General features: G+C 38.1%; 20 protein-coding genes. 9 read left to right on the plus strand and 11 right to left on the minus strand.

The genetic code is table 11. The features are described from left to right. Window positions 1-519: 519 nt before the first annotated feature. The gene (locus ZA06_RS07870) at window positions 520-2,457 is read right to left on the minus strand and encodes a S9 family peptidase (RefSeq protein WP_053976818.1); all 1,938 of its coding nucleotides are present in this window, start codon (window positions 2,455-2,457) and stop codon (window positions 520-522) included. A 127-nt stretch (window positions 2,458-2,584) separates the two neighbouring features. On the opposite strand from ZA06_RS07870, the gene ZA06_RS07875 reads away from it, so the two are divergent. Continuing rightward, window positions 2,585-2,944: a YraN family protein gene (locus tag ZA06_RS07875; protein WP_053977102.1), complete on the plus strand. Its 360-nt coding sequence runs from the start codon at window positions 2,585-2,587 to the stop codon at window positions 2,942-2,944. A gap of 135 nt (window positions 2,945-3,079) precedes the next feature. Continuing rightward, entirely contained in the window at window positions 3,080-3,733 is a 654-nt protein-coding gene (locus ZA06_RS07880; RefSeq protein WP_053976819.1) for a hypothetical protein, read from the plus strand. Window positions 3,734-3,780: 47 nt separating this feature from the next. Here ZA06_RS07880 and nadD read toward each other — a convergent pair whose 3' ends face one another. Genes nadD through ZA06_RS07895 form a run of 3 tightly spaced genes read right to left on the minus strand, consistent with a single transcriptional unit; the run spans window position 3,781 to window position 5,800 of the window. Beyond that, on the minus strand, window positions 3,781-4,359 hold the full coding sequence (gene nadD / locus ZA06_RS07885) for a nicotinate (nicotinamide) nucleotide adenylyltransferase (protein ID WP_053976820.1): 579 nt from the start codon (window positions 4,357-4,359) through the stop codon (window positions 3,781-3,783). Window positions 4,360-4,362: 3 nt separating this feature from the next. Beyond that, complete coding sequence (gene gmk / locus ZA06_RS07890) at window positions 4,363-4,935, minus strand: guanylate kinase (protein ID WP_053976821.1); 573 nt, start codon at window positions 4,933-4,935, stop codon at window positions 4,363-4,365. Window positions 4,936-4,942: 7 nt separating this feature from the next. Next, a complete protein-coding gene (locus ZA06_RS07895; RefSeq protein ID WP_053976822.1) occupies window positions 4,943-5,800 on the minus strand; it encodes a YicC/YloC family endoribonuclease in 858 nt (285 codons plus the stop codon). A 127-nt stretch (window positions 5,801-5,927) separates the two neighbouring features. Here ZA06_RS07895 and ZA06_RS07900 point away from each other — a divergent pair, with 127 nt between their 5' ends. Then, window positions 5,928-6,404, plus strand: a complete 477-nt coding sequence (locus tag ZA06_RS07900; protein ID WP_053976823.1) for an acyl-CoA thioesterase — start codon at window positions 5,928-5,930, stop codon at window positions 6,402-6,404. Here the strand turns inward: ZA06_RS07900 and ZA06_RS07905 are convergent. Next, a complete protein-coding gene (locus tag ZA06_RS07905; protein ID WP_053976824.1) occupies window positions 6,401-7,288 on the minus strand; it encodes a DMT family transporter in 888 nt (295 codons plus the stop codon). The genes ZA06_RS07900 and ZA06_RS07905 overlap by 4 nt on opposite strands. A gap of 20 nt (window positions 7,289-7,308) precedes the next feature. Further along, window positions 7,309-7,665, minus strand: coding sequence for an arsenate reductase family protein (locus ZA06_RS07910; RefSeq protein WP_053976825.1), 357 nt, complete (start codon window positions 7,663-7,665; stop codon window positions 7,309-7,311). A gap of 99 nt (window positions 7,666-7,764) precedes the next feature. Between ZA06_RS07910 and ZA06_RS07915 the strand changes: the two genes are divergently transcribed. Together ZA06_RS07915 and ZA06_RS07920 are read left to right on the plus strand one after the other, a co-directional pair. Continuing rightward, the gene (locus ZA06_RS07915) at window positions 7,765-8,220 is read left to right on the plus strand and encodes a DinB family protein (protein ID WP_053976826.1); all 456 of its coding nucleotides are present in this window, start codon (window positions 7,765-7,767) and stop codon (window positions 8,218-8,220) included. 3 nt (window positions 8,221-8,223) lie between these two features. Beyond that, window positions 8,224-9,471 carry a cation:proton antiporter gene (locus tag ZA06_RS07920; RefSeq protein WP_053976827.1) on the plus strand — a complete coding sequence of 416 codons (1,248 nt, stop codon included), beginning with the start codon at window positions 8,224-8,226 and terminating at the stop codon, window positions 9,469-9,471. On the opposite strand, the gene ZA06_RS07925 is transcribed toward ZA06_RS07920, so the two are convergent. After that, complete coding sequence (locus ZA06_RS07925) at window positions 9,464-10,183, minus strand: DUF3298 and DUF4163 domain-containing protein (RefSeq protein ID WP_053976828.1); 720 nt, start codon at window positions 10,181-10,183, stop codon at window positions 9,464-9,466. The two genes, ZA06_RS07920 and ZA06_RS07925, sit on opposite strands and share 8 nt — an antisense overlap. 86 nt (window positions 10,184-10,269) lie before the next feature. Between ZA06_RS07925 and ZA06_RS07930 the strand changes: the two genes are divergently transcribed. Further along, entirely contained in the window at window positions 10,270-11,409 is a 1,140-nt protein-coding gene (locus tag ZA06_RS07930; RefSeq protein ID WP_053976829.1) for a cystathionine gamma-synthase, read from the plus strand. Window positions 11,410-11,468: 59 nt separating this feature from the next. Here ZA06_RS07930 and ZA06_RS07935 read toward each other — a convergent pair whose 3' ends face one another. After that, a complete protein-coding gene (locus ZA06_RS07935; RefSeq protein WP_053976830.1) occupies window positions 11,469-12,308 on the minus strand; it encodes a THC0290_0291 family protein in 840 nt (279 codons plus the stop codon). Between the two features lie 229 nt (window positions 12,309-12,537). Between ZA06_RS07935 and gdhA the strand changes: the two genes are divergently transcribed. Continuing rightward, window positions 12,538-13,881 carry an NADP-specific glutamate dehydrogenase gene (gene gdhA / locus ZA06_RS07940; protein WP_053976831.1) on the plus strand — a complete coding sequence of 448 codons (1,344 nt, stop codon included), beginning with the start codon at window positions 12,538-12,540 and terminating at the stop codon, window positions 13,879-13,881. Window positions 13,882-13,936: 55 nt separating this feature from the next. Here gdhA and ZA06_RS07945 read toward each other — a convergent pair whose 3' ends face one another. Both ZA06_RS07945 and ZA06_RS07950 read right to left on the minus strand, forming a co-directional pair. Continuing rightward, window positions 13,937-14,992, minus strand: coding sequence for an alginate O-acetyltransferase AlgX-related protein (locus ZA06_RS07945; protein WP_053976832.1), 1,056 nt, complete (start codon window positions 14,990-14,992; stop codon window positions 13,937-13,939). After that, a complete protein-coding gene (locus ZA06_RS07950) occupies window positions 14,992-16,026 on the minus strand; it encodes an MBOAT family O-acyltransferase (protein WP_240472224.1) in 1,035 nt (344 codons plus the stop codon). The genes ZA06_RS07945 and ZA06_RS07950 overlap by 1 nt, the downstream gene beginning before the upstream one ends. 475 nt (window positions 16,027-16,501) lie before the next feature. Here ZA06_RS07950 and porZ point away from each other — a divergent pair, with 475 nt between their 5' ends. Further along, window positions 16,502-18,901, plus strand: a complete 2,400-nt coding sequence (gene porZ, locus ZA06_RS07955; protein WP_053976834.1) for a type IX secretion system anionic LPS delivery protein PorZ — start codon at window positions 16,502-16,504, stop codon at window positions 18,899-18,901. A gap of 12 nt (window positions 18,902-18,913) precedes the next feature. Continuing rightward, entirely contained in the window at window positions 18,914-19,633 is a 720-nt protein-coding gene (recO, locus tag ZA06_RS07960) for a DNA repair protein RecO (protein ID WP_053976835.1), read from the plus strand. Between the two features lie 29 nt (window positions 19,634-19,662). On the opposite strand, the gene ZA06_RS07965 is transcribed toward recO, so the two are convergent. After that, entirely contained in the window at window positions 19,663-22,089 is a 2,427-nt protein-coding gene (locus tag ZA06_RS07965) for a T9SS type A sorting domain-containing protein (protein ID WP_053976836.1), read from the minus strand. Between the last annotated feature and the right edge of the window lie 2 nt (window positions 22,090-22,091).

Consider the following 22,091-nt stretch of genomic DNA (forward strand, 5'->3'; position numbering starts at 1 on the left):
ATAAATACTTACAGTCCTTAAGAGACTTAAGGAGAATAGATTGATTTTGGGTCAAATATAATAGATTAATATTACAAATACGGATTGGTTTGGATGTTTTGTCATTCCGACGAAGGAGGAATCTTTTTGGCTTCATAAAGATTATTTATTGTGCTTCCCTCTATGCTGAAATCGAAGAGTTGACGGGGTGAATGACGAAGTTTGCTGCACTTAATACAAACTCGCACCAGAAAGGGTAAAAGGATTAGTAACTTCTTGCTTCAAATTATTCCGTGCGTCTTCTCGATACAATTGCTCTTCGTTAACACTCATAACAATTACTCGAAGTGACGATGGTGTTCTTGTTGGGGCTTTGTGTGAAATATAACCCTGAGGTCGGTTCGAGTGGAATGCTTGCAAAGCATCTTGTATCGAGAATAACCTCGTGTTGCAATCGTATTTTATTTTAATCCAAAAAAAACATCCCAAAAGCTAATGCTGCCTTTGGGATGTTTCGGAATATAGATATTGGGGCTTTTCTTATTCTGAAATGGTTTCAGAGGATTCGTTCATTAAGGTGTCATCTAACCACTTAAAGAACTCATGTTGCCAAACCATCGCGTTTTGTGGGTTCAATACCCAGTGGTTTTCTTCTGGCAAGTATAATAGTTTACTCTTCAATCCTAATATTTTAGCAGCTTGGAAAGCGCTTAAACCTTGCTCAATTGGCACACGGTAATCTTTTCCTCCTTGAATGATAAAGATAGGCGCATTCCATTTGGATACATGGTTGATAGGGTTGAATTCGTTATAGGCTTTTTGGGCCACTTTGTTGTCTAAGTCCCAGTAGTTGCCACCAAAGTCGTGGTTTACAAAAAACAACTCTTCGGTAGTACCAAACATGGTTCTAGTGTCAAATACACCATCGTGGGCAATAAAGGTTTTAAAACGGTTGTTGTGGATTCCTGCCAAGTAGAACACAGAATACCCACCGTAGCTGGCACCAATGGCACCCAAACGGTCGTTGTCTACATAAGGCTCTTCAGCAATGGCGTCGATTGCCGATAGGTAATCTCTCATTACCTGACCTCCCCAATCCTTACTGATGGCTTCGTTCCATTCTACACCGTGACCGGGCATTCCTCTTCTGTTAGGAGCTACCACAATATAGCCTTGAGAGGCCATTAATTGGAAATTCCAACGGTAAGAATAAAACTGCGATAATGGCGATTGTGGGCCACCTTGTGCATATAATAAGGTTGGGTATTTTTTAGAGGCGTCAAAATTTGGAGGCAAAATTACCCAAACCAACATTTGCTTGTTGTCTGTAGTGGTTACATAACGCTTTTCAACTTTTGGCAAATCGATGTTGCTGTAAAGCTCGTCGTTTACGTTGGTAAGTTGTTTGAAGGTTTGCTTTTTTAGGTTGTAGGCAAACACTTCGGTAGCGTGGTTCATGTCGCCACGGGTAACGATAAGGGTGTTGTCCAATTCAGCAACGATACCTCTAACGTCAAACTGCCCTTCGGAAATTTGGGTTACCACAGGGGCAATTCTTTTCTTTCCAGGATAGTTTACCTCAAATAATTGAATGGTACCATCTACAGGCGCTGTAAAGAATACTTTTTTACCGTCGTTGCTCCATTTAAAGCTGTTTACGGTACCGTCCCACTGTTGGGTTAGGTTTTGTTTTACACCGTTTTCAAGAACAATAATGTCGTTTTTGTCACTTTCGTAACCGTCGGTTTTCATTTGCAACCAAGACAAAGCACCTTTTGGGCTAAAGGTAGGATTGGTATCGTAACCCATGTTCCCTTCGGTGATGTTGGTCGTGGTTTTAGTATCTAGGTCGTACTTGTAAATATCGGTGTTGGTGCTGGTAGCATAGGCTTTACCTTTCAGCTTCTTGCTTACGTAGTAAATGCTCTTGCTGTCTGGAGACCACACGTAATCCTCGTCGCCACCAAATGGCATTTGTGGAGCGTAGTAAGGCTCGTTTGGCATGATGTCAATTGCTGTATCATCTTCAGCATTGATATCTTTATAGAATACATGATTGAAACTTCCATCTTGCCAAGTGTCCCAATGGCGGTTGTCCAAATCGGTAAACACGTAGGCATCTGCCTTGTCCAGGTTTTTATAAATGTCGGTCGCTTTGATATCTTCAATATGCACCGCTTTGTGGAATACTTTATAAGCTCCGTTTGGGGCAATATTTTTATCGGCTACGGTAATGGCTTCCTTTTCAATGGCTATTGCAGCTCCTCCTTCCACAGGAATTTGAAAGTAAGCGGTGTCAAAACCATTTTCGGCAATATTTGGGGTTTTTACACTGTAGATAATGTGGGAATTATCATTAGATAATCCTATAACGCTAATGCGCTTTACGGTCCACAACATTTCAGGATCCATAACTTGTTGAGCTTGGATGGTGTTGGCAGTAATCACTAAACTTAAGATTAAGATTAATTTCTTCATGTAGTTAATTTTTAAACAGCGCCAAATATATCAATTACTTCACGGTTACGGTATTAAAGTTTTTATAAAGTATCCCCATTTTTTTGAACAGGAAATGTTAAATTCCCCTAAGCTTCTAAATTTTTCAATGGCACAGCACAATACTTTAGGAAATAAGGGAGAGCAATTGGCAGTGGATTTTCTGCTGAACAAAGGCTATGCCATCATGGAGCGCAACTACAGGTTCGATAAGGCCGAAGTGGATATTATTGCCCAAAAGAATGGTGTTTTGGCCATTGTTGAAGTGAAAACACGCTCCACCGCCGATTTTGGAAACCCTGAAGAGTTTGTAAAACCAAAGCAGATTCAACGGTTGGTAAAGGCTGTAGACGTCTATGTCACAGAAAATGCATTGGACGTAGAAGTGCGTTTTGACATTGTGGCCATTGTTAAAAACGGCAAGGACTTTTCCATAGAACACTTGGAAGATGCCTTTTATTATTTCTAGGAAGGTCGTTCATCGAAACTTGTAGGAAAAATTCTTTTCATTAGTATTAATTTGCGTCATACATCGATTAAATTGTGATTTTGGTCATACGTTCCGTAATTTCATCATTGATTTAACCCCAAATCTATTTTATCGATGAAAAAAATTACATACACGCTTTCTGCGTTGCTATTACTGTTAAGTATGAGCTGCCAAGTGGAAAGTGTCAATGCCGATGATTTTGAAAGTGCCAGTAAAAAGCCTCAAACTTCAAGTGCTCCGGAGGCCGTTGTAAATCCCGAAGAAGTTTCCTTGGGTGATTTAGATACCGATAATCCTTGCGTAAGTGTTAATTTGATTGCAGGACAACATCATGTTGCCGGAGACGTTTCGGTTTACAATGACGGGGAGCATTTATTTGTTATTTTCAGTTCTAATGGTGAGTGGACGCTTGGAACTACGCATTTAAGCTTAGGAAATTGCGAGGATGATTGGGTGCCTTTAAACGGTGCCGGAAATCCCCAAATAGGGCAGTTTCCATTTACCGAGCCTATTTCCGCTACTGAGTACGAAGTGGTGTATGCCATTAGCTTGGAAAGTTTAGGAGATAACTATTGTTTTGCGGCACATGCGGAGGTTGAAGGACCTACTGGAGGTGAAACGGCTTGGGCAGAAGGAGCCCAGTTTGATGGCAATAGTTGGGCTATGTTTGTAGAGGCTTCTCTATTGGATTGCCCAGATACTGCTACAGAAGATCCTACCGATGGTGGTGAGGATGATGGAGAAGAAGAGGCTCCACTTCCGACCTAGGAAATGGTACTATTTGAATACTAAAAAACCTGCAGATGCAGGTTTTTTTATTTATAGAAATTCATCTCATCTATGTACTTCCAGACAGGGGCAGGCAGCATTGGCCTTACATTTTGACCTTCTTTGATCGCTTTTCTTATAAAAGTTGAGGAGAGTTCCATAATGGGAGCATTCACGCGATGGATTTTTGGGTGTCCATCAAACTGCGTGTGTAATTCTCCTTCAGACAATCGCGGGTACACGTAAAGGTTGTATTGTTCCAAGATGGTCTCGTAATTCTTCCACTTATGGAAACTCTTTAGGTTGTCCTCTCCCATAATCAAGGAAAAGTTGTGTTTTGGGTACTTTTCCTGAAGGTAGGTTAAGGTATTGACTGTGTAATTGGGTTGAGGCAGTCCAAATTCAATATCGCTGGGCTCCAGTTTAATGTAGTCTTCGGTAGCTTGGTACACCATTTCCAATCGCTGGTGGTTATCCAACAGGGTACTTTTCTTCTTAAAAGGATTATGTGGCGTGACCACAAACCATATTTTATCCAAATTGCTATTCTCAGCAAGATGGTTGGCAATTATAAGGTGCCCTATGTGGATAGGATTAAAGGTCCCAAAATAGAGTCCGATGTTCATGGCTTACTCCTTTATAAAATTGGACACCAAGTTGTAGGCTTCTTCCAAGGCAACGTCAAGGTCTTTGTTCACGACAATTTTATCGAAAAGCGGCGCGGTGGCCAATTCGGCAGAAGCTTTGGAAACTCGCATGTTGATTTTGTCCTCACTTTCAGTTTTACGTTTTTTAAGGCGAATTTTCAACTCGTCGATGCTTGGTGGCTTTACAAAAATGGCCAAGGTCTGTTCTGGGAATTTACGCTTGATACGCAAACCTCCAGACACGTCGATATCAAAAATAACGTGCTTGCCTTTGGCCCAAATGCGTTCTACTTCGCTCTTTAAAGTGCCATAGAAATTATCTCTGTAGACTTCTTCCCATTCCAGGAATTCGTCGTTTTTAATTTTTTGTTTGAAATCCTCGAAGGATAAAAAGTAGTAGTCTTTGCCGTCTACTTCTTCGCCTCTTGGAGCACGGGAAGTGGCCGAAATGGAAAATTCCAGACCTAATTCTTCTTGTTTTAGTAAATGTTTGACAATGGTGGTTTTACCTGAGCCGGAAGGCGCAGAAAATACAATTAATTTACCTTTGTTCATTACGGTATTATAATACGTTTAATAGTTGTTCTTTGATCTTTTCCAGTTCATCCTTCATTTGAACTACCAGTTTTTGCATTGGGGCATAGTTGGATTTGGAACCTATGGTATTGATTTCACGGCCCATTTCCTGACTGATGAACCCAAGTTTCTTACCGTTGGAATCGGCGGACTTTAGGGCTTTCAAAAAGTAGTCCAAATGATTTTGCAAGCGTACTTTTTCTTCGGTAATGTCAAACTTTTCAATATAATAAACCAATTCCTGCTCAAAGCGGTTTTCGTCTACTTTTTCTTTAATGTCGGCAATGCCTTTTTCCAATCTGGCACGCACCCCTTCAATACGCTCTGGATCCATTTCAATCACGGCTTCCAAAAGTCTGTGGATGTTTTCAACACGGTCTTCAAACTCTGTTTCCAAAGCCTTCCCCTCATCCAAGCGGTATTTCTGGATTTTCTCAATGCTCTCGTTGATGGTGGCTGCAATGCTTGCCCACTCATCTTCATCAATCTCATCGCGTTCTGTGGTTACCGAGTCTGGAAGGCGGATGGCCATTTTAAGTAGTTCGGTTTCATCTCCATCAACTACATCCTTAAGTTGCTTGATGTATTCCTTAACGACAGTTTTATTGATTTGTGACGAGGTTTCTTCCCCAGTGATTTCCATATACAATGAAAAATCGATCTTGCCACGCTCCAGTTGGGAAGCAATGAGCTTCCTAATATCCAGCTCCTTTTCCCTGTACACAGAAGGCATGCGGGTGTTGAGATCTAAATTTTTACTGTTTAGAGATTTTATTTCAATGGAAATCTTTTTGCTAGGAAGCTGTAGTACAGATTTTCCATAGCCTGTCATTGACTGTATCATGAACTTAGTTTATAAAGTTGTGCAAAGGTAAACAAAAAGCTAAAGTTAAGGATATTATAAAATAGCGCTATTTGTTATGCTTGCATAGTAAAATTAGCATAAATTTGTTTGAAACAAAAAAACAGCTATGTACAAGAAAGTTTTTGAGATAAGATGGAGCGATGTAGATGCCAATAGGCATTTGGCCAATTCGGCGTATGTGAATTTTATGAGCCATACCCGGGTGTCTTTTTTTGACGACCATGATTTTTCGTTGGCCGATCTCGCCAAATTCGATATCAGCCCGGTTATTTTTTATGAACATATCTACTATTTTAAGGAGGCTTTTATGGGAACACCTATTACCGTGTCCTTAGAAATAAAAGGGTTTAGTAATGATGGGATGTTCTTTAAGTTTGAACATGACCTTTACGACCATAAAGGGAATCACTTGGCCAATTGTGAATTGATGGGCGCTTGGATCAACTTAAAAACCAGAAAGCTTACCGGTTTGCCGGAAAATCTACTAGAGGAAATTATGTCACTCCCCAAAGCCGAGGACTTTAAAATATTGACCAAAGAAGATACCCGTAAACACGGGAAAATGCCAAAAAACCTTAGTTAGTTCTTAGGTTTTTTGGTTACCAAAAATACCCCTGTCATAATCAAGGCTGCGGCACTTAGTTTGATAACATTTAAGGTGTCGCTGCCCATGGCTACGGCAAATATGCCTGCTACCACGGGCTGCATGTACAAAAAGGTGCCTACGGTGGATGCTCTTAATTTGCTTAGGGAGAAAAGATTTAACAAATAGGTGCCAAAGGTTGCACCAATAACCACAAAGCCCACGGCAAAATAGGTGTAAGGAGTAAAGGAGTTAAGGTTGACACTTTTTAGTTCGCTAAACCCAAAGGGCACCACCCAAATAAGTCCAAACGTGAACAACCATTTAATAAAGGTGAGCGGATGGTATTTGTCTACCACTTTTTTTATGATGATGAGGTAGAAGCTATAGGATACGGCATTGATAAACACCAAAAAATTCCCGAGTAAGATATGGTCTCCCACTTGGGTAGACTTTCCATAAACCGAAAGTACAATGGCGCCCGTAAATCCAAGCAGTACCCCCAGGATTTTTAGGTTGGTAATCTTTTCTTTTAGCAACACCGCCGAAAAGATCAACACTACAATGGGCACCACGGTCATGATTACCGAGGCGTGTATGGGCGTGGTAAACTGTAATCCTTTAAAAAAGGTGAGCATGTTGAGGCCTATTCCAAAAATGGAAGCAAGGAAAAATGTTCTAAAATCTTTGGGAGCTATTTTTTCTTTAGGAGCAAAAATGCCAATGATCCAAAAAAGCCCTGTTGCTCCTAATACCCTTAGTAGAATGAACGCAAAAGGCTGAACGTGCCCATCGTCAATAACATCGTTGGCAAATGTAAAGTTAACTCCATAAAGCACCTGTACCACGCATGCCGCGATAAGTGCCCATACCCTACCGTTCATATGTAATTTGCTGAGTAAGTTTAGTTGCTGTGGATAGCTTGTTTGGCAGCTTCCACCACTTTTTTGCTATTGCCGATAAAGATGGCATCGTTGTAAATAATTACAGGACGGCTCAAAAAAGTATAATGCTCCAAAATGTAGTGTTTGAAATCCTTTTCAGTTAGGTTTTGGTCCTTGAGGCCCATTTCCTTGTACAATTGGGCACGCTTACTAAACAAGGCTTCAAAACTACCGGCCAAAGTCCCCATTTCATCCAATTGCGCCACCGTAATGGGTTCGGTCTTGATGTCCTGGAATATAAAGTCGGAGGGAAGGTCCAACTCTTTAATGATTCTTACGCAGGTGCTACAGGTTTTTAGATAGTAAATTTTTTTCATGGCCAAGCATTATAAAACCGAAAAGGAATCTTTTCATTTGGAGTGCAAAGTAAAATCATTTCAAAAGAAATTTACTTACTTTTAGTGAAAATTTAAGACATGGATTGGATTTTTGATGTCACTTACAAAAACAGAATTTTATTAAAAGGAATCTTGGAACAGTTGAGTTTGAAAGAACTTAATACCATTCCTTCAGGATTTAAGAACAATGTTATTTGGAACATAGCCCACACCATTGCTACCCAACAAATTTTGGTGTACCGCTTGTCTGGTTTGCCAACCTTGGTTCCGGATGAATTTATAGAGCAGTTTAAAAAAGGCACAAAACCAGAGCGTGAAGTGACACAAGAGGAAGTAGACAACATTAAGGATTTGTTATTTGCTACATTGGAACAAACAAAAACCGACTACGCCAACCAGATTTTTAATTTTTATAACGAATATACTACCAGTACAAACAGTACTTTAACCTGTGTGGAAGACGCCATTGGGTTTAATTGTTTTCACGAAGGCATACATTTAGGCTACATTTTAGCCCTTAAAAAATCAATTTAATTTATGGATTACTACGGTATTGCCACTATTTTAATAGTGCTTGCGGCCATTTTTGGCTATATCAATGTTAGGTTTTTAAAATTGCCAATTACTATTGGCTTGATGGTGATTACCATCGTGTTTACTTTGGTTGTTTTGGGAGTGTCGCATTTTGACGATACTTTGTTGGCACATGAAAAGGAGTTCATTTCGCAGATTGATTTTAAAACAGTGCTACTGGATGTTATGCTAAGTTTTCTGTTGTTTGCGGGAGCTTTGCATACCAATTTTTCCCAACTTAAAGTGCAACGAGGACCTGTATTATTGTTTGCAACTTTAGGGGTCTTGGTGTCTACATTTTTGGTGGGAACCTTAATGTACTTTCTATTGTTATTGATTGGTTTGGATGTGGCCTATATATACTGTTTGTTGTTTGGAGCCTTGATATCGCCTACGGATCCCATTGCTGTTTTAGGGATTTTGAAAAAGGCCAATGCGCCTAAAATATTGGAAACAAAGATTGTGGGAGAATCCTTGTTTAACGACGGTGTTGGAGTAGTCGTGTTCCTGACGATTTTTTCGGTGGCAGCTTTTCCAAATTCTGAGCTGGTAGCAACGGATATATTGAAACTATTTGCACAAGAAGTGCTTGGGGGAATCGCCTTGGGTTTGTTGTTGGGATGGGTGACTTATCGTTTGATGAAATCCATAGACAACTACGAAATAGAAGTCATCATCACCATTGCGGCCGTGATGGGAGGGACTTTATTGTCGCACAAACTTCATGTGTCGGCACCATTGGCTATTGTAGTGGCAGGTTTGATTGTTGGAAATGATACCGTACGAAATTCGGCCATGTCTGACGTTGTGGAACTTTACGTAGACAAGTTTTGGGAACTTATAGATGTCTTATTGAATACCATCCTTTTTGTGATGATAGGTATGGAAATGTTGGTTTTGAGTTTTGAAACTAGTTATGTTTTGGCCGGGTTGATTGCTGTTCCAATTGTTTTATTATGCCGTTACATCTCACTTTGGGTGCCTATAAAAGTTTATGCCCAAAGGTTAGGATTTGTGCCCTTTACCAATTTAATCATGACTTGGGGTGGTTTGCGCGGTGGTATTTCCATTGCCTTGGCTCTTAGCTTGAAACCAGAAATGCACCGAGATTTATTTTTGGTAATTACCTATATTATTGTGGTGTTTTCCATTATCGGGCAAGGCTTGACGGTAGAACCCATCATTAAAAGGTTTAGCCAAAAAATTAGTTGATACTTAGGTAGGCATTTGCTTCACTATAAGGAATTAAAAACTCGGTAATGCCCTGTGCGTAGGAGGCAATTTCATAGGTGTTGTAAAGGATAATAACACCATCTTCATTAAACCCAATGGATTCCGGAAGTTGGAAATCCTTTCCGAAGAAAAGGTCTTCCATGGCCTTATCCTTTGCCTTTTTGGCCTGCTCTTTTTTTAGGTTGGTTTCTACAAGTTTGCTAAACCCTGCCATATCTGAAATGAGATCTTGAGTAGTATATTGTTGTCCAGTATTGGGATTAAAATTTAAAAAATCGATACGGTCGTTACCATGAGCTCCCCCAGTATATAAATAGGTGTTTATGGAAATACATAAAATCTCTGGTGATTGGTATTGGATTTCTCCTTCAACCAAAGCTTCCCATCTGGCTTCGGTATCCTTAAACTCATCTTTAAAACCAGTATATTCCGAATTGAATTTTTCTATGGCATCTTTGACATCGCTAGGAGGGATACTATCATTAAAAGATAGTTGATTGGCGATATACGAATCGATGGTGGTGTTGATGTTTTTGGCTGCTTCGGAAGAACCTTTTGCTTTTGGATACAATACCTCGATTTTTGCTCCGGAAGGAAGTGAAAGAAATGAATCTTCAAATTTTAAAGACGCATCTTCGGCACAGTTGAAAAGAAATAGACTTAGGGCAAACAGGAACAGATATTTTTTCATAGGAAGGTTCAATTTTGGAAGTTAAAGGTATAACATCCATTTGAATACAGCGAATTATAGCCTAAATTTGTTTAAAACCATTTTATATGAAATTTAATACCAAAACCATACATGGTGGGCAGGAACATGACAAGGCTTATGGAGCTGTGATGCCCCCAATTTATCAAACATCCACTTACGCGCAATCCACTCCAGGTGGTCATAAAGGCTATGAATATTCGAGAAGCCAAAACCCAACACGCCATGCCTTGGAAAAAGCTTTGGCAAGTATTGAAAATGGGAACTATGGATTGGCGTTTGGTTCTGGTTTGGCAGCTATTGATGCAGTAATTAAACTATTGAATCCCGGAGATGAGGTGATTTCAACCAATGATTTGTACGGAGGCAGTTACCGTTTGTTTACCCAGATTTTTGAGCGTTTTGGGATTGTATTTCATTTTGTGGAAATGGAAAATGCAAAGAATATTGAGAGCTATATTAATACCAATACCAAGCTTATTTGGGTTGAAACACCAACTAACCCAATGATGAATATTATTGACGTTAAAGCGGTGGCTGAAATGGCTCAAAAGCATCAAATTTTATTGGCGGTGGACAATACGTTCGCGACGCCTTACTTGCAACAGCCTTTAGATATAGGAGCTGATATTGTAATGCATTCAGCAACTAAATATTTGGGAGGTCATAGTGATGTTGTGATGGGAGCCTTGATTGTAAAGGACAAAGACTTGGCAGAGAAACTTTATTTTATTCAGAATGCCAGTGGGGCTGTATGTGGCCCTCAGGATAGCTTTTTGGTGTTGAGAGGAATTAAAACCTTGCATATACGGATGCAAAGGCATTGTGAAAATGGACGAGCCGTAGCCGAATACTTGAAAGCACACCCTAAAATTGAAAATGTTTATTGGCCTGGCTTTGAATCGCATCCAAACCATGACATTGCTAAGGCGCAGATGAAAGATTTTGGGGGAATGGTATCCTTTACCACAAAGGGGAATAATTATAAGGAAGCGATTAAGATTGTTGAAAATTTAAAAATATTCACCTTAGCAGAATCTTTAGGAGGCGTAGAGTCTTTGGCTGGTCATCCTGCGAGTATGACACACGCCAGTATTCCAAAGGAAAAAAGAGAGCAAACAGGTATTGTAGATTCCTTGATTCGATTAAGCGTGGGGATTGAAGATATTGAGGATTTGATTGCTGATTTGAAGCAAGCCATAGGATAGTGGGAACATAAAATAAAAAAGCAGGTTTTCGGCCTGCTTTTTTATTAGCTGTATATCGTTTAATCGAGATAATAAATGTATCCAAAATTCAACCAGATCAACCAATCGTTATATTTGTTATAGCTCAATTTATGGTTAAAGCCATCAATCCAATCACTGAAATAGTATTGCCAACGTAGGTCTAGCATCAAATCGGATAGGATTCCTAGTTTGTATCGCACTCCCACACTAGTAACAACTGACCAAGTGTTGATATGGTCTGTGTTGATTGGGTATTCTCTCGCTAAAGGTGAAGCTCCAGGAGGTAGTGGTGGTAAGTAAACAGGATTTTCAAACCAATATGAATAGATGTTGCTAGGATCATTAATATTGCCATTGCCATGTGTAGTACTAGCTTGAGGTGACGCCGAAGTATAGTGGGCCCCCAAACTTACGAAAGGCGCAAATCTGTAACTAAATGCTTGAAACGAACGGATACTTCTTGGAAAATATTCCAGCTGCATTCCCACATCAAAATTTTCAGCAACACCATGATGATCTCTCAGACGTTGTGCGTTTTCACTTGTTTTACTAGGTCTTACCCATTGGCCATGGTGATCCAAAATGGTTTTGTTCCATGAAATTTCCGATCTTAGCTTGAAATGATCATTGAAATAGGTATCCGTGGAATAACAGTTACAGTCGGCTCTATACGCAAAATTGATATAGTGGATAAGCCCTATACCAATCCCGGAGTTACCGTAGTTGGTCTCCTCATCATTTCGACTTCCAAAATCTGAACGGAATTGTACCGGACCTATAATTGCCCCGATTTCGTGTGAAAAACCCAATTGAGAGAATCCATTATATGCGGTTGAAAAGAGAAATATAATGGATAATAGTTTGAAATTAAGCTTCATATGGTTTGGTTTGTCCTAGGGCAAATGTTGTTAACAAATATAGAAAAAGTGCATTAACAAACAAATAAAAGCATTTTAACAAGTAATTAAGTACAATTTTGAGGTTTAATTATGAGATTAACATTGAGTTAAATTTATTTTGAGAATATCAAATAAATAAGTTTAATTTTTTAAAGATTCCCTATCTTTGCGCCTCGAAAAGAACCTTTGATTTTTAATATTTAATATAATGAGAGAAAAAATAGATGCTTTTTTAGACCTGGTAAAAGAAAGAAACGGGCATGAACCTGAGTTTTTACAGGCGGTTGAGGAAGTTGCAGAGACTGTAATTCCTTACATTGCAGAGCAAGATATTTATCACGGGAAGAACATCCTGTTAAGAATGGTTGAGCCAGAACGTGTCATTACTTTTAGAGTTTGTTGGGTTGACGATGAAGGTGAAATCCAAGTGAACAGAGGGTATAGAATTCAGATGAATTCGGCCATCGGACCATATAAAGGAGGTTTGCGTTTCCACCCTTCGGTAAACATGAGCATCTTGAAGTTCTTGGCCTTTGAGCAAGTCTTCAAAAACAGTTTAACCACATTGCCTATGGGTGGTGGTAAAGGAGGAAGTGATTTTGATCCTAAAGGAAAAAGTGATAATGAAATCATGAGATTCTGTCATTCCTTTATGAGTGAGATGTTCCGTCATATTGGTCCTCAAACGGATGTTCCTGCAGGGGATATTGGTGTAGGAGCTAGAGAAATTGGTTTTCTATTCGGAATGTATAAAAAGCTAAGAAATGAATTTACCGGAGTATTGACTGGTAAAGGATTGTCATGGGGTGGATCTTTGATTCGTCCGGAAGCAACAGGTTACGGTAACGTATATTTTGCACAAAGTATGTTGCAAACAAAAGGAGACAGTTTTGAAGGAAAAACAGTCGTGGTTTCTGGATCTGGAAACGTGGCGCAATATGCTGCTGAAAAAGCAACTCAGTTAGGAGGTAAAGTGGTAACATTATCCGATTCTTCTGGATATATCTTGGATGAAGAAGGTATCGATGCCGATAAATTGGCTTACGTAATGGAGTTGAAAAATGTAAAAAGAGGGCGTATTAGTGAATATGTAAAAGCATATCCAAATGCTAAATTCTTTGAGGGCAAAACTCCTTGGGAAGTGGCCTGTGATATCGCTCTACCATGTGCGACTCAAAATGAGCTTAACGGAGACGATGCAAAAATCCTTTTGAAAAATGGTTGTATCTGTGTGAGTGAAGGAGCTAATATGCCATCTACCAAAGAAGCGATTACTGAGTTTCACAAAGCTAAAATCCTATTCGCTCCAGGTAAAGCTTCTAATGCTGGTGGTGTAGCGACTTCAGGTTTGGAAATGACTCAAAACTCTTTACGTTATAACTGGACAAGAGATGAGGTTGACAACAAACTAAAAGAGATCATGGCCAATATCCACGAGGCATGTATTGAATATGGAAAAGATGAAAATGGCTATATTGATTATGTAAAAGGTGCAAACATTGCCGGGTTTGTTAAGGTAGCAGATGCTATGTTGGCTCAAGGAGTGGTGTAACACATACTATCATCAGATAAATTTTAAAAAGCTTCCATTGAAAAATGGGGGCTTTTTATTTTTCTAATAGGGATAGTGCTTGTACAAGATTACGTTCCACAATTTCAAAAATCACAACATTTGGCTGTTCTTTTTCAATTAAATCTTTGTCTAAAGTATAACCTCTTGTATAAATGGTTTCTCCAAAACTTTCATTGAAAAAGGGAATCAATCCTACGGCAAAAGAATCGCGATGCATTAATAGTATATAAGGTACGTCAGGGTTTAAATAGCGTTGGAATGAAAATGATAATGAATCTGCTACCACCGAAGAATTTTGTTTTGTGAAAAATTGGGAGGTTTCGTTGGTGTGGATATTAATCATTTTTGTAATGTCTTCCTCATTTAAGGGATACGTTTTAGAAGAAAAATTTGATAATTGAGTTTTAGGGATTGGGAATGATTGATTAATCTTATCTGTAGCATAAGAATATCCAATATAAGCACCAAAATCATTCCAGTGTGTATTGGATTTGTAATATAGCTGTCTTTGGTTTTTACTTTGAAGAAGACTTTCGGAGGGGTCTATAATTTCAAAATCAATTTTTTTCTTCAAATATTCTTTAAGTTGCTCCAGTTTATTTGGGTTTTTATTGAGTTGAAATGGAAGGTGTTCAGGGTAAATATGACTTTTGTTTGGAGCGACAACCAAATAAAACTTTATGTTTTTTGAGTTTAAATAGGTGTTGATGTTATATATGTTGGCTGTAATGCTCTCCAATTCTTCCTTAGAAATCTTGTCATTTCCGAAGGTGTCATTTAATATGTTGTTGTGGTAATTTCCTAAGAAATACCATCCGTTATTGCCTTTTATCACACGATTGGGAATCGGGTTTTCATTTAGTAGATCAGATTTAAATGAAAGATATTTATTGGTTAGCCCAGTCTTTAATCCAAAACTATCTGAATAAAATTCTTTGAAGTCTTTAAGAGAGGATTTAATCGCTGGGAAATCTGTAGGATTTGTTATTACATAGCTCAAACCAGTAAACATTATTGCATTGGGAAGTATGAGCATTGCAATAAATACACAGTTAAAAATAAATGTTTTATTGGATTTTAGTTGTGCCATCAAAATCTAAAATAAATAAAGGGGTTGTAAGAGTCCGTAGCCACATAAAAACAACTGATAATGAACAAGGCTATTAGGCAAACAAATTTAACTGTATGAATGGATTCGTTTGATTTTGGAAAGATTCCAAGCGTTTTTAATCCTTTTTTGGTTGAATCAAAAAGCGGTGTTGAGAAAATAACGGCTAGTACTAATACAAATAAAACTTCTTTGGTCAGGTAGAAATTTAAAAAGTCAATGTTTGTTTCGTTTTTTAAACTAAATAGATTGCCTAAATAATTGATACTGTCTTGTATGGTATCACTTCTAAAGAAAACCCAGGAAAGGCCTACAACCAATAAAGTATAGAGATGAGAAATTACATTTGGGAGCTTTTGTAGCCTGTCTTTAAAGCCTATTCGTTCAATAATCATGAAGCCTCCGTGAATCAATCCCCAAACTATAAAAGTCCAATTGGCTCCATGCCATAATCCTGTCAGCAAAAAAACAATAAATAGGTTTAAATAGGTGAACATTTTCCCTTTTCTGTTACCGCCCAGTGAAATGTAGAGGTAATCCTTGAACCAACTTGAGAGGGTGATGTGCCATCTGCGCCAAAATTCCTGAATGGATTTTGAAATATAGGGGAAATTGAAGTTTTCTGGGAAATTAAAACCAAACATTTTTCCTAATCCTATAGCCATATCCGAGTATCCTGAAAAATCAAAATAGATTTGGAAACTATATGCCAAAATTCCTAACCAAGCAATAAGTGCTGACCTTTCATCGCTTGGCAAGTTAAATACACCATCGGCCAAAAATGCACAGTTGTTGGCAATAATCATTTTTTTAGCCAAACCAATAATAAAACGTTCCACTCCTGAAGCAAATAAATTTGAAGTGGTTTTTCTGTTGGTAAGTTCAGCCTGAATGTCCTTGTATCTCACAATTGGCCCCGCAATTAATTGGGGAAAAAAGCAGACATAGGTAGCGAAATTTATAAGATTTCTTTGAGCTTTTACCTGTCCTCTATAGACATCTATGGTATAGGACATTGTTTGAAAGGTGTAAAAGCTAATGCCTAAGGGTAGCGCAATATTTGAAAATGTGGAACCAAAATTAACTGGAACTTGCAGTGTGTTTAAGAGGTCGGCTAAATTTGAAAAAACAAAATTAGCATACTTGAAATATAGTAGTAATCCTAAATTAAAAACAAGGGACAGGAAAAGACCTGTTTTTCTCTGTCCATTATCAATAATTTGTCCGCTAATAAAATCTATTAGAGTAGATGCCAAAATTATGACAATAAGTTCCTTTTCACCCCATGTGTAAAAGAATAAGCTGGCGAGAAGAAGCAATAGGTTTTTTAACTTTTTTGGTACTAAGCGGTAAATAATAATTGTTAGCGGAAGAAAAAGGAATAAAAATATAGGGCTACTAAAAAGCATAGTGCTTGTTAAACAATTGAAAAGCCAAAATACAATAAATATTGCTATTTTTGGTTACTCTTTAGACTTCTAAATTTTTTTAATGAAACCTTATTTTTACGTATATATACTAGCCTGTTTGTTTTGTTTTAAAACTTCACTAGCCCAGGATTTTTCCACCTTGTGGCAGGGACATTTTTCTTATTTGGATATTAAGGATTTTTCTAAAGGTGAAGACCATATATATGTGGCTTCTGATAATGCCATATTTATATATGATATTAATTTCGGGACCATTGAAGAAATTACAACGGTAAATGGTTTGTCTGGAGAGTCGATTTCAACTATTCATTATAGTGAAGCCTTTGATGAGTTATTAATTGGTTATGAAAACGGATTGGTTGAAGTACTTTCAAACAATTTTACAGAGGTAACCACGGTTATTGACATTCTTAACAAGCCAACCATCCCAACTAATATAAAAAGGATTAATCATTTTAATGAGCATGATGGATATGTGTATATAGCAACTGATTTTGGTATTTCAGAATACGATTTAGAGAACTTAGAATTTGGAGACACTTTTTATGTGGGGATAGGTAGTTCTCACATAAAGGTTTATCAAACTACCATTAGTAATGGATTTATTTATGCCGCCTGTGGGGATAATAATGCAATAAAAATAGGTGATTTGTCAAATCCAAACCTAATTGATTATACACAGTGGGAGACATTGGGAACTGGGAGTTTTGTTGGGATTGAACAATTGGGTAATAACTTATATGCATTCAAATCTAACAAAATCGCTTATGAAATTTTAAATGGCAATTTGAACAGTATTTTTACATATCCACAAGTGCCTTTGGATATGAGAAGTGATGAAGACAATTTGGTGGTAACAACAAATTCTCAGGTATATCTTTATAGTGATGGCTTTGTGCAAACAGGGGTGGTAGACGCTCCTGCAGAATTGACGACCTCCTTTACTTCAGGTATTGTTGATTACCAAAATAATGTGTATGCTGGGACAAAAGGGATTTTATCAAGTGGAAAACCTGGCCATGGAGTTTTAAAAATGGCTGTTTCTGCTCCAGAAATCTATGATGAAATTCATCCTCAAGGGCCTTTGTTAAATAATATATTTTCAATTCAGACTCCAAGTAATGAAATTTGGACCGTTTTTGGAGGGTACTCATCCACCTATAACTTTAATGGAGGAAAGGCAAGAACAGGGGTTAGCCATTTTAAAAATGAACAATGGATCAATACGCCTTATGACACTATAGCCGCTGTTGTGAGTAATCCAAATTATCTTTCACATATAGCCGTTAATCCTATAAATCGTAAACAAGTTTATATATCATCTTATAGTGCTGGATTAATTGAAATAAACAATGACCAGGTAATACAGGTCTATAATCAAGATAATAGTACCATCACTCCTTTTGCGGGGAATTCGCATTTAACTCTTTCGGGTGCTTTTGAAAATGATGGTACCTTATGGTTGACAAATGGAAGGGTAGAGAGTCCTTTAAATAAATTTTCTGATGACCAGTGGACTTCCTTTGATTTTACTTCTATAATTGATGCTCCTCTGGAAAATATAGGATTTTCATCAACTATTGTGGATTCTCAGGGAAATGTTTTCTTCGGAAGTTATTATTATGGCGTGTTGGGATTCAATGAAAATGGAGGTAATAATTTTATGAATTTTGTGGCTTCTGAGGAAGAAAATATGCCTTCTACAATTGTACGATCCCTTGCCTTAGATAATAATAATCAGCTGTGGATAGGTACCGAAAGAGGTTTGCGGGTCATGTATAATCCGGGAAGTTTTGTTGCAGGCTCACAGGCCAATGTACATGAAATTGTAATTTTGCAGGATGGTTTGGCAGAAGAGCTTTTAGTAGAGCAAACAATAACTTCTATCCAAGTAGACGGCTCCAATAACAAATGGATTGGCACCTTGAATTCGGGGGTTTTTTACTTCTCTCCAGACGGCCAGGAAACTATTTATCATTTTACCAAAAGCAATTCTCCTCTACCTTCCAATGCCATTAATGACATTTCCATTGACAGTGAAAATGGTAGAGTTTATTTTGCAACAAGCAACGGTTTGGTTTCCTTTTTAGCGGGAGGTTCCAAAAGCGAGGAGGAGTTGGATGATGCTTTTGTTTATCCAAACCCAGTGAGACCGGAATATAACATTTTAGGGTTTGATGATCTTAACAATATTACTAAGGGTGTCAAAATAAAAGGGCTTACCGAAAATGTCAATATTAAAATTACCGATATAGAAGGGAATTTGGTAGCTGAAGCCCAATCAAGAGTAAACCAACGTACCTCAAGAGCGGGTTATAATTTTGCCATCGATGGGGGCACCGCGATTTGGAATGGTAAAAACCTTGCCAATAATGTGGTGGCTACTGGGGTGTATCTTATCATGATTTCCGATTTGGATTCTTTTGAAACTAAAGTGTTGAAGTTGCTTATTGTTAGATAAAATCTCTCAGTCATGCTCTCGAAAAACAATATAATTGTATTATCCAAGCTTAAATACCGGGACCACGATTTAATTGTGAAATGTTACACCTATAATCGAGGGACGGTGAGCTATATTTTAAGGGGTGTTCTTAAAAGTAAAAAGGGAAATTCTAAGGTAGCCTATTTTCAAATGTTGTCACAGTTGCAAATAGATGAAGATTACAAGCCAAATCATTCGCTTCAAATTATCAAAGATATTAAGGTAGAGCATCCATATGAGTCTTTGCATACAAATGTGTTGAAGGGTTCTATCGTAATGTTTCTGGCAGAAGTCCTGTCTACTGCCTTGAGAGAAGAGGAACCCAACGAGGCTCTATACGACTATTTGGAAAATTCCCTGTTGCTGTTGGATCATGAAACCCAATTTTCCAATTTCCATTTGTTGTTTTTGCTTCAGCTTACGAGGCATTTGGGCTTTTATCCGGACGTTTCAAATAGTTCCAAACCTTATTTTAATCTAAGTAACGGTCTGTTCGAAAGTCACAATGATGGTGTTTATTCTATATCTGATGAAAACTTGAGCATTTTAAAACAGTTATTGAATACAAATTTTGAAGGCCTTTCCAATGTAAAACTGAATTCAAAACAGCGTCAATCCTTCCTTAATATGCTGTTGTTATATTATGAGTTGCATTTGGGGGATTTCAGAAAACCGAAATCATTATCGGTGTTTAACCAAGTGTTCAGCTAATAAGTGTTTAAGGATTAGGTGAAAACAATTCATTGTTTGATAAATTTTTTGTTCAGAATCTGTCCGTTGGATAAGCTGATTTTGGCAATATAGGATGCTGTACTTAAACGAGATAAACTATAGGTCTCAGTATTACTGTTTCCTCTCAAATTATACATTTTCCTCCCCAACATATCCAAAATGTCAATTTGAATGATTTGTAATTGGTCATCGTTTAGTTTGAATTGAACTTCGTCATTTTGAAGCTCGAAAACTGATAATTGGCTAGGGTTTGCAAAGTAATCGTTTGTTGATAACGTATTAGCGGTGAATACAATTTCAAACCGACTATTAAAAGTACCGACTTCCGAAGTGAACGAATAATTGGCCTCAGAAAGATTATGCGTAATGTTGAGTAAATTATCCTTCAAATAAATAGTAGTTGACTCCATAAATGTGCCTTCCGTTTGAGCTATATTTATTGTGTATTGGGTTGATGATGGCGCCAGAGTTTGAAATCCTAAAGGAATCACTTCTTCTAAATTTAAACTTGTTGGGGATTTCCCTTGAATTGCAAAATTTTTATCCATCCCCTCAATTATGGAATACAAGGAGGTATATACATTGTGGGTTTGTCTGGGCGCATCATAGGACATGCCATCAAAACTGTCAGTTGCACCTTCAAGGTAACTAATCAAAATTTGACCAAAACTATTGTTGCTTGAGGTCAAATTCAACCAAAGTCTTTCATTTGGAGTGTTATTGGCGACTTTAAAAAACTGACTGTTGCCATTCGTGTCCTTAACCCTCATATCGTTGTTAAATATGATTTGAGTGCTATAAATTGGGCTAGTACCAGTTGTGGTAGCATCATTTTCCATGGTTACAAAAAATCCTTGGCATGAAGGAATGTATCTATCGTTATTTGTTCCAACTATTGGAGAAACACCGTCTCCGCCAGCTGTTTCCCCAGACAAATTAATGATGGCATAATCTGCCTGCGAAAAATTTTCATTTTCGTTACCATTTGCGCTGCTAGAAGGCGCTGTGTTTTGCGACCATAAATATATCGCGCCAGCTATTTTTCCTGTAAGGTGGTTTTCTTCAAAGAACTTTTCCACGCTAATGGCAGAAGGGTACGGATTGCCTATAAGATTCCAATTGTCATCGTTAAGTTCTGTGTCATTTCTATAAATATCTACTTCAATACTGCCATTGTTAAATGGGCCTTCAAAGGTATATTTGAATTGAAAGGGAGGAGTTCCTAGTGTGCTGTTGAATAGTCCGGCATTATGGGTGGAAGCATAACCTTTGCCAATTTCCATTAACTCTGAACCTGGAACCCATGTCCAATCGTTGCCATCGTCGTCAATACCATCTTGACCAGGCGAGGCGGTATTGTCATTGTTGGATTCCATAGTAGCATCCAAATAATTCTCGGCGGTAAATTTGTAACGTCTATTCACTGAAGATTCGGCTAGACCTGTTTGGATTTGTTCATTGGTAACAGGAGAGCTCCAATAGGTGTATTCATACCAATGGTTCATTGGGGCAGTAAATTTCTCCACGGTAATTTTTGAAGGGACATTCAAAACGTCTCCCTCAATAATTCCATCGTCATTGAGTTGGACAAAAGCACCTTGAGAAGCTACAATGATATTGCCATTTACCGTTAAATCATTTGTCACCTCTACATAGGTGTTGTTGGCAATGGTAAGCGTATATTCTGAATTTACAATTAGGCTACAGGCTTCGAAACTGGTTTGTCCGTTCAGATTAGTTCCTGTGTCATAATCTGCATTTATAATAACCGCTTTGTCTGAAGTAGGAGGAGAGGACCACAAGCTGCCGTCCCAAATAGCGGTAGTGGAAGGGATAGCAATGGCACTAGAGTTTTGGTAACAGGAAGTGCCGTTTTCCATGACTTGACAATAGTATTGGGCATCTTCAATTTCGGTAGTATCTAAAATGACAAGTGTATGAGAGGAAGTTCCAGAATAAATAGAATTATTAGAGAGTGGTGTCCAATTCGACTGGGATGAAGAATTGTAATACCATTGATAAGTCAGGTTATTAGTATCATCGATTTCGTTGTAGCCCTCGTTTGCTTCTACGGTTAGAGAAGTAGAAGTGCATCCTAAACTCGTGGCGTAAATGGTGTTCACGGTAGGAGGTATGCCAGTAGAAAAATCATAGTTTCCAATACCGGAATAATCTACATCGTTACAATCTTCCCAATTTGAAATGTTCCAATCTGAAGTACTAAAAGTGGTGTTGGGCAAGGATAATGAAGCAATGCGTTCAAAAGTAGCGCCACTTTCTCCAAGCCACAATCCGTAGGCCCAAGTTTGGTCCCCAAAAACACCAAAAGCATCTATTAAAGAACTGTCTTCATAAAGCCCAATAAAATCATGGCCAATATTGGTATTGTAGTCTTTATGGAAATTAATGCTCACCCCAACGGTAGTAATTTCCAATT

The sequence above is a fragment of the Mangrovimonas xylaniphaga genome (assembly GCF_001280435.1).
Lineage (GTDB): Bacteria > Bacteroidota > Bacteroidia > Flavobacteriales > Flavobacteriaceae > Mangrovimonas_A > Mangrovimonas_A xylaniphaga.

Excerpts from the sequence above, each read along its gene's own strand:
- ZA06_RS07925 (WP_053976828.1), bottom strand. The coding sequence starts at position 10,183 with ATGAAAAAATATCTGTTCCTGTTTGCCCTAAGTCTATTTCTTTTCAAC.
- ZA06_RS07930 (WP_053976829.1), top strand. The coding sequence starts at position 10,270 with ATGAAATTTAATACCAAAACCATACATGGTGGGCAGGAACATGACAAG.
- ZA06_RS07870 (WP_053976818.1), bottom strand. The coding sequence starts at position 2,457 with ATGAAGAAATTAATCTTAATCTTAAGTTTAGTGATTACTGCCAACACC.
- ZA06_RS07900 (WP_053976823.1), top strand. The coding sequence starts at position 5,928 with ATGTACAAGAAAGTTTTTGAGATAAGATGGAGCGATGTAGATGCCAAT.
- ZA06_RS07945 (WP_053976832.1), bottom strand. The coding sequence starts at position 14,992 with ATGGCACAACTAAAATCCAATAAAACATTTATTTTTAACTGTGTATTT.
- recO (WP_053976835.1), top strand. The coding sequence starts at position 18,914 with ATGCTCTCGAAAAACAATATAATTGTATTATCCAAGCTTAAATACCGG.
- ZA06_RS07905 (WP_053976824.1), bottom strand. The coding sequence starts at position 7,288 with ATGAACGGTAGGGTATGGGCACTTATCGCGGCATGCGTGGTACAGGTG.
- ZA06_RS07880 (WP_053976819.1), top strand. The coding sequence starts at position 3,080 with ATGAAAAAAATTACATACACGCTTTCTGCGTTGCTATTACTGTTAAGT.
- ZA06_RS07935 (WP_053976830.1), bottom strand. The coding sequence starts at position 12,308 with ATGAAGCTTAATTTCAAACTATTATCCATTATATTTCTCTTTTCAACC.
- gmk (WP_053976821.1), bottom strand. The coding sequence starts at position 4,935 with ATGAACAAAGGTAAATTAATTGTATTTTCTGCGCCTTCCGGCTCAGGT.
- ZA06_RS07920 (WP_053976827.1), top strand. The coding sequence starts at position 8,224 with ATGGATTACTACGGTATTGCCACTATTTTAATAGTGCTTGCGGCCATT.
- ZA06_RS07875 (WP_053977102.1), top strand. The coding sequence starts at position 2,585 with ATGGCACAGCACAATACTTTAGGAAATAAGGGAGAGCAATTGGCAGTG.
- ZA06_RS07895 (WP_053976822.1), bottom strand. The coding sequence starts at position 5,800 with ATGATACAGTCAATGACAGGCTATGGAAAATCTGTACTACAGCTTCCT.
- gdhA (WP_053976831.1), top strand. The coding sequence starts at position 12,538 with ATGAGAGAAAAAATAGATGCTTTTTTAGACCTGGTAAAAGAAAGAAAC.
- ZA06_RS07950 (WP_240472224.1), bottom strand. The coding sequence starts at position 16,026 with ATGTCCTATACCATAGATGTCTATAGAGGACAGGTAAAAGCTCAAAGA.
- ZA06_RS07910 (WP_053976825.1), bottom strand. The coding sequence starts at position 7,665 with ATGAAAAAAATTTACTATCTAAAAACCTGTAGCACCTGCGTAAGAATC.
- porZ (WP_053976834.1), top strand. The coding sequence starts at position 16,502 with ATGAAACCTTATTTTTACGTATATATACTAGCCTGTTTGTTTTGTTTT.
- ZA06_RS07915 (WP_053976826.1), top strand. The coding sequence starts at position 7,765 with ATGGATTGGATTTTTGATGTCACTTACAAAAACAGAATTTTATTAAAA.
- nadD (WP_053976820.1), bottom strand. The coding sequence starts at position 4,359 with ATGAACATCGGACTCTATTTTGGGACCTTTAATCCTATCCACATAGGG.